This window comes from Nisaea sp., assembly GCF_039990255.1.
Classification (GTDB): Bacteria; Pseudomonadota; Alphaproteobacteria; order Thalassobaculales; family Thalassobaculaceae; genus Nisaea.
On the sequence record NZ_JBDXGG010000007.1, the window covers coordinates 141,049 to 153,200 of the forward strand.

At 62.2% G+C, this 12,152-nt stretch carries 13 protein-coding genes; all 13 read right to left on the reverse strand.

All coding sequences use genetic code 11. The features are described from left to right. Window positions 1–4: 4 nt before the first annotated feature. Window positions 5–1,513 carry a hypothetical protein gene (locus ABJ076_RS05410; RefSeq protein WP_348187098.1) on the reverse strand — a complete coding sequence of 503 codons (1,509 nt, stop codon included), beginning with the start codon at window positions 1,511–1,513 and terminating at the stop codon, window positions 5–7. A gap of 10 nt (window positions 1,514–1,523) precedes the next feature. After that, complete coding sequence (locus ABJ076_RS05415) at window positions 1,524–4,529, reverse strand: hypothetical protein (protein ID WP_348187096.1); 3,006 nt, start codon at window positions 4,527–4,529, stop codon at window positions 1,524–1,526. Window positions 4,530–4,535: 6 nt separating this feature from the next. After that, entirely contained in the window at window positions 4,536–4,754 is a 219-nt protein-coding gene (locus tag ABJ076_RS05420) for a hypothetical protein (protein ID WP_323796823.1), read from the reverse strand. Between the two features lie 77 nt (window positions 4,755–4,831). Continuing rightward, on the reverse strand, window positions 4,832–5,290 hold the full coding sequence (locus tag ABJ076_RS05425; RefSeq protein WP_348187094.1) for a hypothetical protein: 459 nt from the start codon (window positions 5,288–5,290) through the stop codon (window positions 4,832–4,834). 49 nt (window positions 5,291–5,339) lie between these two features. Then, window positions 5,340–6,509 (reverse strand): phage tail tube protein, encoded by a 1,170-nt coding sequence (locus ABJ076_RS05430; RefSeq protein ID WP_348187092.1) that lies wholly within the window; start codon window positions 6,507–6,509, stop codon window positions 5,340–5,342. A 43-nt stretch (window positions 6,510–6,552) separates the two neighbouring features. Beyond that, window positions 6,553–6,945 (reverse strand): phage tail terminator-like protein, encoded by a 393-nt coding sequence (locus ABJ076_RS05435; protein WP_348187090.1) that lies wholly within the window; start codon window positions 6,943–6,945, stop codon window positions 6,553–6,555. A 25-nt stretch (window positions 6,946–6,970) separates the two neighbouring features. After that, entirely contained in the window at window positions 6,971–7,333 is a 363-nt protein-coding gene (locus tag ABJ076_RS05440; protein ID WP_348187088.1) for a hypothetical protein, read from the reverse strand. Then, the gene (locus ABJ076_RS05445) at window positions 7,330–7,800 is read right to left on the reverse strand and encodes a DnaT-like ssDNA-binding protein (protein ID WP_348199524.1); all 471 of its coding nucleotides are present in this window, start codon (window positions 7,798–7,800) and stop codon (window positions 7,330–7,332) included. Before ABJ076_RS05445 ends, ABJ076_RS05440 begins: the two co-directional genes overlap by 4 nt. Further along, window positions 7,797–8,057, reverse strand: coding sequence for a hypothetical protein (locus ABJ076_RS05450; RefSeq protein WP_348190869.1), 261 nt, complete (start codon window positions 8,055–8,057; stop codon window positions 7,797–7,799). Before ABJ076_RS05450 ends, ABJ076_RS05445 begins: the two co-directional genes overlap by 4 nt. A 101-nt stretch (window positions 8,058–8,158) precedes the next feature. Further along, a complete protein-coding gene (locus ABJ076_RS05455; RefSeq protein ID WP_348190872.1) occupies window positions 8,159–9,310 on the reverse strand; it encodes a P22 phage major capsid protein family protein in 1,152 nt (383 codons plus the stop codon). A gap of 131 nt (window positions 9,311–9,441) precedes the next feature. Next, a complete protein-coding gene (locus ABJ076_RS05460) occupies window positions 9,442–10,071 on the reverse strand; it encodes a hypothetical protein (RefSeq protein ID WP_348190875.1) in 630 nt (209 codons plus the stop codon). Between the two features lie 152 nt (window positions 10,072–10,223). After that, window positions 10,224–10,724 (reverse strand): hypothetical protein, encoded by a 501-nt coding sequence (locus tag ABJ076_RS05465; RefSeq protein WP_348190877.1) that lies wholly within the window; start codon window positions 10,722–10,724, stop codon window positions 10,224–10,226. Window positions 10,725–11,307: 583 nt separating this feature from the next. Then, a complete protein-coding gene (locus ABJ076_RS05470; RefSeq protein WP_348190880.1) occupies window positions 11,308–12,102 on the reverse strand; it encodes a protein phosphatase CheZ in 795 nt (264 codons plus the stop codon). Window positions 12,103–12,152 lie beyond the last annotated feature (50 nt).

Genomic DNA, 12,152 nt, shown 5'->3' on the forward strand with positions numbered 1-12,152 from the left:
GTTTCTATCCCCAGAGGGTGAGTTCGGCTTCGTTGAAGGCGCTGTCTTCGGACAGTCCGGCCAACACCAGATTGCGTCCCGCTGCCAGCCCGTGGCGCGGGTAGTTGATGCGGATGGTGGCGCCGAGGGAGAGGCTGTAGGGCCGGGTCTTTACCCGGACCCGGAAAAGATCCCGCGCTATCCCGAATAGAGCGAGACGCCGCCCGGCCTCCGTTGCCGCATCCGTCTCCGTTGCCAGCAGTCCATCCTTCTGGGCATCGCCCGCGAGCTTGTGGCGGACTTGAATCGTTGGGTCCGATGCGTCCGCATAACGATGGGACGCAGCCAGATCGCTCCGTGCTTCTGCGCCGAGCGCGGAGGCGCTTTCCCCGTCCGAAAGCGGGCGCCAATAGCGGGCGTAACCGAGTTTTTGCCGCCAGAGGGGTAAGGCGGCGGGCTCGCGTTCGAGGCTGACAATGTCGCTCTCGTCGAAACTTTCCGTCGCCGTTCCCTCCGGCTCCGTCAGTCTTCCGACGGTGAACTGTCCCTGCCGGTCAAAGCCGAAATGGGCACCGATACTGTCCGCGAGACTGTCGAGGGCGGACAGCATGCCGGTCTCCTGTGCGGCGAAGAAGCCGGTGGCCATGGGGGCCGCAAGAGTGAGGTCGGCAAAAGCCCCCGAGTTGATGAGCGACAGTCCGGAGGCACGCATGGCAATACGCAGCATCAGGCTGGCCGCGTCCTCCAGATAGGCGCCTCCCGTCGCGTCGCCTTGAACATGGGCCGTTACAGGGCCATTTGGGGCGCTGCCGAGCCTGAAAGTGCCGGCGGCGAGGTCCACTGCATAGTGTGACGGGGCCGGAGGTTCAGTTCCGGCCGTCAAGGCCAGGCCACTGTCGAAAATCGAGTCGATCCCGAAGATCTGGCCGTCATGTACCTGATAGGTCAGCGTCGTGGCATCAATCAGTACCGCGGGGACATGAAAGCAGCGGCCGAAGCACAGCGGTTTCGGCCGGCCTTTCAGTCCGGCATCGCCTTCGCTGCCGCCTGTGCCCAGATAGAGAGTCTGTTGCAAGGGACGCTCGAACAGCACTTGCAGATCGCGGAGGTGCAGGCGGATCCGGTCGTCGTCGAACTCGATACGCTCCGCCGTGCCGTCGAACACAGTCCGGTAGTCGGCGAGGCGGAACCGATCGCCGCCGAGCAGAAGCCGAACCCGGCGGCCATCGAACGCGAAGCTGCGCCAATCATCGAGTGCGCCGTCGGCATTGTTGATGTCGAGCGTGCCGAAGCCGGGCACCGAACGGCCTTCCAGTTGACCGCTGCGATAGAGGTGTCGCTCGAAACTGAGAGCCGAGAGCAGCCGGGCATCGAAATACTGATTGCCCGGCACTTCGTCCGGCTCGGTGGTGAAGCCGTGGTCGCTCAGATAAAGTGGAACCGTCGTTTCCTGCTCGGGATCGTACGGCTCCAGAATCGCCAGATAGCGCCGGATCGAAAAAGGATCGGCGATCAGCTCGTCATAAAGAGACATCTTTGTTCCTTCAGGCGGTTTGGCGCGAGAAGGCCCGGCCGAGCACTCGGCTGAGCCGTTCATTGTCATCCCGGAGCGCGGCGACCTCCCGGTTGAGGCTCCTCAATTCCTGAACAAGCGCGCGACTGTCCGCCCGTTGCAGACGCAGTGCGTCCGGTGTCTCTCCGTTGCGGCCGCTATCGTCGTTGGCTGGCAGACTGAGCGTGACGGGAATGGAGCGCCCGTCCGGAAGGGGCACATAGGCTTCTGGTTGGCTGCCTTCACCGAACAGGGCGACGGACACGTCGCTGGTAATGCCGCCATTGTAGGGCGAGGTCTGGGCCGGGCCGTTCGCGGTCATGATCCCGCCGGTGGCGAAGCCCATGGCCGTGACCACCGCGTTCACGGCCTCATTCTCCGCCCGCAACCGCGTCAGCTGGCCTTCACCGAACCCGCTCGGCAGGGGCAGTCCGGCGGCATCGAGAGCGGTCAGGATGGAGAGGTTTACTTCCGGGTTGTAGCCAAGATCGTACCCGGCAAAGGGCGAGTCGCTGCCTCCGGACTGGTATTGCCCGCTGCCATCCGACTGGTATTGCGGGGTGCCGCCGCTTGAGCTTTGGGGCTCGAGACGGTCGCGGATTTCGATCAGCACATCCAGTTGGCGTTCTGCCGCCGTAATCTGGGCTTTCGTCTCATGCAGCGCGGACGCGAGAACCGCATCGACCTGATAGAAGATGTCTGTATAAGCCTGGCTTGAGGCATGGACCTCCCGCGCCAGTGTCAGATAGGTGCGGGCGCTGGCTGCCAGATCCTCCCGCGCCTCCAGATCGCCATCGGCGGACGCGGTGGCCAGTTCTTCGAACCCGGTCCTTGCCTGTGCCAGCCGGTCCAGAGGCGAATGCGGAGAGAGGGACCTGTCGAGGGCGAAATCCTGCCGGGCGGAGGTAAGATTTTCGGCTAGCCGGAGGAGTTCCCCGACGGAATTCTCCTGCGCCGTGACCTGCCGGTTGAGGCCGGCGGTCGCCGCCTCGATACGATCGGCAAAGGTTTGAACCAGATCGCCGCTTTCGCTGAACGTAAATCCGATCCGGTCGAGTTGCGCGGTGAAACCCGCCTCGATCTTTCCGAGGGTCGCCTGGTCCTGACCGTAACCGAGCTGTTCGGCCTGTTGCAGCAGGCTGTCCCTTTCCGCAAGAGCCTGTTGTGCGGCGGTCCATTCGGGAGTGAGCCCTGCATTGAGTTCCTGCAGGAACAGCGTCCGAACCTCCGCGCTCAAAGCGTCATTAGCCGCATTGATCTCGGCGGCAACATCGATGGTCTCGAGCCCCAGCGATTGCAGTTCCTGATTCAAAGCCTCCAGCGCCGGGACCAGGGCTGTGATCTGGGCGGCCTGCTGCTCGTACAGCAATGCAAAGCCTTCAAGCGGAGCCTCCGTTCCTGCCAGTGAGAGCATATCGAGCAGATCACGGGCCATGCCTCTGACGGTGTCGCCTGTCTGGTCGAGGCGGAGGTCCGCCGCAGCGTCCGTTTCCTGGTTGCCGCTGAACAGCACGGCGGCATCTTCCAGGAACTCCCGTATGGGCTTGAATGCATCGCCTGCGGCGGTCCGGGCGACTTCCTCGATCGCACCGCGCTGGGCTTGTAGAGAGCGGGTATAGGCATCGACACTTTCGGCGCCGTCGCTGAAGAGCGCGACAGTCTTCTCGAAACTGGCGAGGAAATCGATCCGGCGCAGCGAGGTCTCAAGGCTTTCGAAGGGGGCTGCGAGCAGATTTTCGATACCGGCTTCGAATGTCTTCTGGCTGCGAGTGTCCGTGCCGGGATTGTCAGAGAGCCCGGTGAGGTTGCCGTCCCGTACTGCTTTGGCGAAAGACAGCTCGATAGCGCGGGCGATCAGCTCCTCTTCATCCTCGATACCGCTGAGATCGGCGCCAGTGGCAAAATCGCCGGTGGTCTCCAGACCGCCAACGAAATAGCCGGTTGGCAGGTTGGATTTCCGGCCGCTGGAATAGCCGATCTGCAGGAAATTGGCGGCATTCCCCGAAAAGGCGACACCGAGCTGGTCCGTCATGGAGTCCAGCGCTGTCAGAACCCGGTCCTGCAATTGCAGCAGATCGTCCAGCGGTCCGTCATCCAGCTCAAAGGAGCTTTCAGCGGTGGGCGTCCCGCCCTCAATGCCGATCACCGCTTTGGCGAAGGGGTAGTCTTCGTCCTTGAAAAGCTCATTCAGGCCCAGCGCGGCAACGGATGCGATGGCGCCGATCGTGCCTGCACTGCCCAGTGAGGCCAGGCTACCGAGTGAGCCGGTAATGCCGGTGAGGAAGGAGCCGCCCGCTCCCGCACTCGCTCCGGCGCCTCCCAGACTTGGTAGGAAGCTGGAAAGTAGAGAGCCGCCGACCTCGAATAGTCCGGAAAGCCCGCCGCCGCTGCCGCTGCCCCCGCCGCCGAGGGCGCCGAGAATGCCGGAGGCTGCAGATGCCAGACTGCCCGCACCCTCGCCAAGGACATCATCCCAGTCGATTGCCGACATTGCCTGTCCGAGACCTGATGCCATGTCCCGCCAGATGAAGGAGAAGGCATCGGCGCCGTTCTCTGAAATACCGGCAAAGGCCCGGTCGAAGTCACCAACGATATCGTCGGTGAGCGTGCCCCATGCCGCATCGCTGCGCCGGGCGGCGTCTTCCTGGGCGGAGGCAATATTTTCCGACGCGGCCACTTGCTCCACCATGGAGTCTGTAATCAGGTCTTCTAGATGCAACCTGTCTTCGCCGAGAGAAAGAAGATCGACGTCACTCGAAGTGAAGGCGGCTTCCTGAAGCTGCGGGATCTGTGTGCCGGGTGACGGCACCACCGGTCGCAGCCGCTCCAGAGCGTCGAGTGCCGCCCCGATCCGGTCGAGGGCACCGGTGACGCTGCCGGCAAGGCGGTCGAAGGCGGATTCCGCGCGGGACAGGACCGGCGGCATGGTGTCGATGGCCTCCAACAGTGTGTAGATACCGGCGGCGGCACCGTCCTCGGGCAGGCGGCGGATCGGCATGGTGGATCAGTCCTTCTTTTTTTGCGGAGGGTCTTGCTCCGCGCGGGTGCGGAGATAGGCCTCGTCCATGGTGCGGAGCAGGGGTACGAACTCGTCCGGGTCTGTGATGCCGAACAGCCCGCAATAGGCGGCGATCTCGGCCAGCGGGATGGCCCCTTCCGCCGTTCCGAATGGCGTGGACACAAGCGGGCGTCCGCGTGTCAGCAGGGCGAAAGCGTGGGCCACCCGCTCGAGGTCCGGAAACAGCTCGGGTTTCTCGTCCAGAGCGGATGGCTTTGTGCCGCTTTGCTCGGCGAGAAGGGTCAGGAAGTCCTGCCGTTCTCCCCAGGCGACCTGCCAGCGGACAAAGGCGGTAAGTTTTTTTCCGCCTCCTCCTGATCCTGCTGCCGGTAGAGCTCGATATCGGTCGCCATTTCGACAATGAGATCGCGGAAATCGCGCAGCGCCGGGTCAAGCAGCAACTCGCGCGCCTGATCCGGCGAATAGGCGAGCGCCGCGCCGTCCAGCGCGAGGTCCTGCCAGTCGAGCAGCACGGTTTCCGCCAGCACCTCTGCGGTCACCCGTTCTGCTGTGGCTTCCTCCAACGTTCCGGCGCGCAGGGCCCGGCGGAACGGTTTCATCCGGCGCTGCATCGCCTCGCGATACCGCCGGTTGCCGATCCGGGCGAGCTTGACCCGGGCGCCGCTGTCGTCGCCGTCCAGTGCAACCCAGACGCCTTCATCCTCGGCGGTGCGGTCGGCCTTGAATTTCGAGAGATCCATTGTCTGTCCTTATAGAGTCGGGGGTGGGGAAATGAGGGGGTGTCCGCGATCAGGCGGCGATGCGGTCGATCTGGAAGGTCGCGCCGGTGGCCGGATCGCGCACGGCCTGGAACTGGAAGTCGGCCATCACGTCCTGGTCCGGGCCGCCAGCAGCGATGCTGCCCCGGGTCAGCCGGACGCGCGGCAGGGTGAAGACATAGGCATTGCCGTTCGAGTCGGTGACCCGGAAGGAAAGGCTGGTCGGGGTACCGTTCAGGTATTTCTCGTAGAGCGCGCCGTCCGCGAAATAGAAGCTGGCGCGGCCCGTCACCTGGCACCGACCGGTGCCGATATCGACATTGCCGAGACTGCCGACCGCACCGATCCCACGCAGCCCGTTGGCGAGCGAGATCGAGAGCGATTGCAGAAAGATGCCGTCGAGCGGCGCGCCGCCTTCCATCACCTGGCCGATATTGTTGACCGCGTTCAGCACCGGGTTCATCATGGCCGGAATGGCCGGGCCAGTGCCGACCGTGGCGCTGCCGATCGAGGCGGTGGCGCCCATGAAGCCGAAGCTGCCGGTCAGTACCCGGCCGGTCTGGATCTGCAAATCCATGGTATCGGCGACCATGCCCGTGAAAGCGATATACTGATCGATATCGGTGAAGGCCTTCTCCAGCGTCAGCGCGGTTTCCGACACCCCGTTCCGGATCATCGAGCCGTTGATGCTGACAGTCAGCCCGGCCGCCGCCTCTTCGCTTGCCGGAGCGGATGCCACGGTGAGGCTGTTCGCCGTCACGGCGCTGACCTGGTAGAGGCCGTTATTCTCTCCGCTGTTCGCCGCGAAACCGCCGACCCGAACCCATTGTCCCGCCTTGATCCCGGCCGCCACGAAATCCGTTGAGGTACTGGTGAAAGCGCTGCCGCTTGCATCCGCCGTGATATCGTCCGCGACGGAGATGGCGAGCGGGGCGGACCAGACCGAGAACAGGGCGCTTTCGATCAGCGTATCGTAGGCGCCGTAGGATAGCTCCAGATTGACCGCGCCCGAGGCCGAAGCGCCGGTCTGGATCAGGTCGGGAACCTGACGGTCGGCCCTGACTTCGGATGAACTCGTGGTGGCGATCGTGTAACCGAGACTCTCGCCGGTGAAGCGGAGTTTGGTCAGGGCGGATGCCGGGGTCGTTCCCCAGAGCGATTCCTTAGCATAGGCGAGTTCCGTGCGGCTTGAATCCGCCATGGTGGTCTCCTTGGGCGTGTGGTTTGGGGGACAGGGTTGAAACTCAGTGGATTTCGTCGCGCCAGAACGGGATGGCCACGGCTGCCCGGTAGGAGCCGTCGATATCCTCGTCCTCGGTGATTTCCGGCGGCAGCAGCACGTGGCTCGCGATCAGCGCGCCGTCGAACAGGGTGGCGGCGGCATCGGCGAGAATGCTCGCTTGCTGGGCGCCGCCGCCGAGTGGGGTGAAGCAGTAGATCAGGATGCGGCCCCGGTAACGGTGCAGCGCCGGGCTGCCGAGCGCGGCCTGCTCCGACTGTTCGTGCAGAATCATCAGCTTCACCCAGCGCCCGTCTTCGGGTGGCGTGAAGGCGACATTCTCGAAGGCGATCGGTGTGAGCAGCCAGTTGGCGCCGAAATAGCTCTCGACCGCGCGCCGGGCACTGGTGAAGGACATGGCGATTTCCTCAAGTGGGGGCTCCTCAGCGCCTGACGAGCAGGCGGAACAGCAGGGGTTCGGTGCCGGTGGCGATGGTGGTGACATTGACGACGTCGTGCGCCGTACCGTCGATCCGGAGCAGGTCGCCCGGTGCGGGGCGGATACCGGAAAGATCCTCTCCGGCAACGGTGACCAGCAGGTCGCCGTTCTGCACCAATCCGCCGACGAAGGCCGTCGAGACGCTTTCGACGATGCCCAGCAGCGGATGGTCGGAGGGTGTTCCGGTCACGCTGCCGGTGGCCGGGTCGTAGCTGGCGGCCTCGGTCTTGCTGAGAACCATCGGGGCGCCGTAGCGGGTTATCAGCCGGGCCGCGACGCCCGAAAGGGAGGAGCCGAGCGGGGTCATGCGCGTTTCACCTCATGGCTGGCGGCCGACCGCAGCAGCGGCTTCAGCAGCAGATCGATCAATGGATAGGAACGGCCGGACACGGCGTCGGGCATGTAATCGACCTCGACCGGGCCGACCTTTTCCCGGAGCACCTTCCCGCCTCTTTCCAGTGGTGGCGCCAGGTCGCCGGCAAGCGCAATCAGCGCCAGCTCGGCGGTAGCGTGCTCAACCCGGCGCGGGATGCCGGAAAGAAAGCGGCCCTCGCTGTCGACCGCATCCCGCCTTGGCCAGGACAACGGCTGACCCGGATCGGCGATGTGGCCCCGAAAGGCGTAGCTGCCGTCGATATAGGTTGTGGCCTGCAACAATGCCGCCTCTCGGGCGACCGACGGCGCGGTTGCCCATCCCACCACATTGCGAGCCGCGAAATAGGCATCCGCGTCCGCGACGGTGAGATAGGTGTCTTCGCCGACCGCCATGCTCATTTTCGCCTCCCCCGGCGATGCCGTTTGCCGGAGCGATGCGTCCCCTGGGGGATGGCAGGTGCAGGTGGCAGTGCGGGGGGCGGAGCAGATTGGCAGGGCGGCGGCTGCACTTCCGGATCGTCGTCCGCCAGCAGCCAGTTGCTGAACCGGCCGTCTTTCTCGTGGATATAATCCGCCCGGTTCGCGAGCAGGCGCTGCTCGCCGTAGCGGTGCTGCAGCGTGACGGTCGGCAACAGGTCGGCTTCAGGCTCGGACATGGAACGGCCCCTTCGGTTTGACAGATGCTGAATGAAAAGAGGCCCGGGCCTCCGACATGCGGAGACCCGGGCCAGGTAGGGGAGGCAGAAGAGGGCAGGCCTTAGCCGACGATGCGGACGGCGAGTTCCGGGCGGACCAGTTTCACGCCCCAAAGAACGTCAAATTCCCAGACCGTCTGCTTGTACTGGCGGGAGATTTCCAGCCGCAGGGAGATACCCGTCTCGGCATCGGTCATGGACAGGATCTGGTTGCCGAGCGAGAGGTCCTGGGTGCCGGCAGTGAGCGGCCGCATGGCAAGCGCGAACGCGTCCCGGTGGAAGGCCAGATTGACCACATGGCTTGGCGTTACTGTCACTGCGGCATCGGCGGCGACGTCGGCTTTCAAGGCCGGATTGATCGCAACGGAGACGCCGGTGTCATCGAGCGCCGCGTCCGCCGTCACCGCGTAGCTCTGGGAGTGTCCGGCGAAGCTGACGATATCGCCCGCTTTGACGGTCGGGTTGCCTGTATCGGACTTCAACGCGATACTTTTTGCGCCGGTGCTCGCTCCATTTGCGGTGATGGTGAAGCTGCCGCTGTCGCTGGCTGTGCCTGCGGCGTGTGTGAGTACGCCGTCATCGGCAAACCAGTCGATCCCGAACTTGCGGCCGATCTCGCCGTCGATTTTCACCGAGGCGGAGCCGACTTTCTCCGCGTCGGAGAAAGGGGCGAGGGCCAGCGCGTTGGCCTCGGCGTCGAAATCCAGCACGGCCCGCCGGTCGCCGCGCGGTGCGAGCTGCTTGTTCAGCAGCTTCCGGGCCGAGGTTGCGTCGGACACGTCGGAGGCGAAGGGCGTCACGCCTGCCCCGCCGACAAGACCGAAGACGCCTTTATATTCGGCATGGACGGAGGCGTTGACCGCATTGGCCAGTGCCCGGATCGCCTCGCTCATCTGCATCGGCACGAAACTCTCGTTCCGGTCGATCTCCATCACCTCTTTGTCCGTGAGGTAGAAGCCGGCCTTCTTCCACTTGTCGAGGGGCACCTGGACCTTGGAGATGGTGATGTCGTCCGGCTGCGGGGCGGCGTTCGACGGGGTGACGTCGCTCGCCGTGATGGCGCTTGGCAGAGGAACGTCCACCGTGTCGCCCTTGCGGGCGGCGTCGTTTGAATAGTCCGCGTTTACCAGCCGCGGCATGATTGCCTGCTCGCGCAGGGCCAGCAGGCCGCGGGCCAGGATTTTAGGCATGATTTCGGTCATGGCATTTGCCATTTCGAAGGCTCCTCGATGTGTGAAAAAGGCGTGTTCGTGCCGTGCTGCCCGGCCCGCGCGCAGCACGAAGCGCCGCCGGCCATCCCGGCCGCCGGTTGTGTCAAATCAGGTGTTTTGTCGAATTTGTCGGGTTAGCGGGAGACCCGCATCCGGCCGCTGGCGATGGCGGCGATATTGCGGTCGAGCGCGTTCTGATCGCTCAGCGCGATGACATTCTCGTTGCCGCCTGCCTGACCGAGGCTGGGGGCGCCGCTGCCGCCGCGTGCGGGTGGCTCGAAGGCCCGGCCATAGACCGGGCTGGCCTGCAACTCCCTCACCAGATCGCGTGGGGTGAGCGGGGTGCCGTTTTCGGGGTTTTCCGCCGGGGCGTCATTCTCACCCCGGATTGAAACAGATATACCGGCTTCGCTTTCTGTCAGGATCAGCCGGGGCACGATGACTGGAAGCAGCAGTTCGGCGATGCCATGTTCTGCATGGATCGCGGCCCGGGCCTCGGCGGCGATCAGGGCGGCTTCCAGTTTTACCCGGGTCAGAGACGCTTCGCCTTCCGGTTCCGTGCCCTGCTCGGTGCCGAGGCGGTCGAGTTCAGCTTTCAGCTCACGCCGTACGGCGCGTTCCTTTTCCAGTGCGGATTTCAAGCCGGTAACGTCTTCCACGCCATCGGCATCAAGGCGGTAACGGCCATCGTCCGTTTCGACATAGAAGGCGCGGGCCGCTTCCGGGACGGCGTCGAGTGAATCGGTTTCGGCGGGCAAGGGCATGGCTGTGCTCCAGTAGCGAAAACTAAAAGGCTGAAACGAAAAACGCCCCGCTGAGCGGGGCGTTTGAGGTGTGCGTAGTTGGATGTCAAGCAAACCAGATAAACAGAAACTCCTTCAGTAGAGGGTCGTTCTTGCTGTCTTTTTTTGTCTGGTTAGTGCTGGAAACGCCAATGCGTTAGGTTCTCTAGCCGCTCTCGTAAGGTCTGCGCCCCATTTAGAGTCGCCACTAAGCCGTTCCCGCAAGGCAGGATGAGCTTGAAAAGGGCTATCTCAACAAAGAACACTAGGAACGTAATCGGGCTATTCGCAACAATGCAAAACATACCTTTTCGAACAACATCACGCATCTCGACAACCCGTTCTTTACTCAAATCAGATTGGCGTTTTTTCACAGTATCTACGTCGGCAAAAATTGGGGCAATCGGAAATAGCAAGACAATTGCTATCGCGTATTTTAGTGAGAAAGTCTGATCAAGCAGGAATTGCACTAGTGCCCTGTCCCGCTTGTCCAAATCGCTGCTTGCAAGTAGTGTTTCGCCAATTTCCGCAACTTCTAGACGGATAGGCTGCACGACTGTCCGTAGGCGATACCAAACGAACTTGTACCCGATTATGATGGCCGCTGATGCGACCAGAATCTGCCACTCGTTCATGTCCGACTCCTACGTTTTACACGCTTCTGATTGGCTTTTCTGCGCTGCACACTACTAGGTTGTGCGCGAGTTTGCGAGTGTGTATTTCGCCGCTCACGATACTCATTCTTCAGACGAGTATCGCCTCGATAAGTGAATAAATAATCAAGAAACGCTACAAGAATAAGCGTTAAGAAGATCCCAATTGGGTATGTTCGAACGATATATAGTGCGTACAAAAATGCATTTGTAGTGAAATCGGTTATCCATCCACCAAGGGGATCTTCTTTAGCGCCAGGAATATCAGCAGAGACACCCCCGATCAGTCCGACCAAAACCACGGTTGCGAACGAAATTCGGATCACTCTTAGAATGGAAGTGAGCACGACTTCCCTCCCAATGCTCAACTAATGCGTTGCAATGGGCTATCAAGTGCTTCCTAGGTTTGCAACAAATTGCGCTCATTTAAATTGGGAATTCTCCTCTATTCCACAATATGGAGAGCCGCAAACATGCTCTGGATCGTCATGTTGAGCTAAGATGAAGCCCATTCTCACAGCATGTTTTCGTCATGGCTGAGCTTTAATAAAGTTTAGGATTCCCGTCAGTCGAACATTGCGTCGATGTCTTCCTGCGAGATCGCCTGGCCTTCCATCATCGGGCCACTCAGGGTCAGATCCTCGTCCTTCCGGGTGATGTCTTCCGGCAACGGCATGGTCTGGAATTCTCGGATATCCCAGGTCGACATCATCGCATCGACACGTTCCTCGATATAATTGAGAACCTTGATCACCTTGTTGATGCGCTGACCAGTCAGATCCTGGAAGTTACAGGCTTCGTAGATCGCCGTGATCAAGTCCGCGATATCGCCTAGCCGGGAGTTTGCGTATTCGTCCGTGGTCATGGTCAACAGATCGGCGACGACTTCCTCGATCTTCTCTGCGTTGCCCATGATCCCGTCGGTGGCGGTCTCGGTCTGCCGCACGATCTCGCTGAGTTCCTCGGTTGCCGACTCGAATTTGTCCTCGTTCGACAACGGGTGGCGCAGGGCGGCAATCTCCACCTTTGTTGCCTGGATACGGCCAGCAATCTCGGAGATCTCGGTCCGGATCTCCTCGATCTTCTGATCCTGTTTGCCAGTATTTTCTACGGCTGCTGCTGCTGCCGCCGTTGCTTCGGCGGCCGCCGGTTCAGGTGGATGCCCGTCGATTTTGCTTTCCAGAGCGCGGATCGCCTCCATGACTTCGGACAGATCGACCTCGGCGGCGGCGACAATACTTTCAGCGACCAGAGCGTTCCTGGTGCCGGCGTTGTTTTTTGGGCTCGCACCAGTCTTCGCACCCGCGCTGGGTGCGCGGCGCGTTTCGATGCTGTAAGGCGTTTTCATATACCTAGGCAAAGCGCTACTCCTCTAACTCGCCCAAGTAATACCCGAATGAAGTTATCAAT

Bases quoted from the DNA above. Each gene is read 5' to 3' on its own strand.
- ABJ076_RS05460 (WP_348190875.1), bottom strand. From the start codon at position 10,071: ATGCCCTTGCCCGCCGAAACCGATTCACTCGACGCCGTCCCGGAAGCG.
- ABJ076_RS05445 (WP_348199524.1), bottom strand. From the start codon at position 7,800: ATGAGCATGGCGGTCGGCGAAGACACCTATCTCACCGTCGCGGACGCG.
- ABJ076_RS05435 (WP_348187090.1), bottom strand. From the start codon at position 6,945: ATGTCCTTCACCAGTGCCCGGCGCGCGGTCGAGAGCTATTTCGGCGCC.
- ABJ076_RS05465 (WP_348190877.1), bottom strand. From the start codon at position 10,724: ATGAACGAGTGGCAGATTCTGGTCGCATCAGCGGCCATCATAATCGGG.
- ABJ076_RS05415 (WP_348187096.1), bottom strand. From the start codon at position 4,529: ATGCCGATCCGCCGCCTGCCCGAGGACGGTGCCGCCGCCGGTATCTAC.
- ABJ076_RS05425 (WP_348187094.1), bottom strand. From the start codon at position 5,290: ATGGATCTCTCGAAATTCAAGGCCGACCGCACCGCCGAGGATGAAGGC.
- ABJ076_RS05410 (WP_348187098.1), bottom strand. From the start codon at position 1,513: ATGTCTCTTTATGACGAGCTGATCGCCGATCCTTTTTCGATCCGGCGC.
- ABJ076_RS05450 (WP_348190869.1), bottom strand. From the start codon at position 8,057: ATGTCCGAGCCTGAAGCCGACCTGTTGCCGACCGTCACGCTGCAGCAC.
- ABJ076_RS05440 (WP_348187088.1), bottom strand. From the start codon at position 7,333: ATGACCCCGCTCGGCTCCTCCCTTTCGGGCGTCGCGGCCCGGCTGATA.
- ABJ076_RS05430 (WP_348187092.1), bottom strand. From the start codon at position 6,509: ATGGCGGATTCAAGCCGCACGGAACTCGCCTATGCTAAGGAATCGCTC.
- ABJ076_RS05455 (WP_348190872.1), bottom strand. From the start codon at position 9,310: ATGGCAAATGCCATGACCGAAATCATGCCTAAAATCCTGGCCCGCGGC.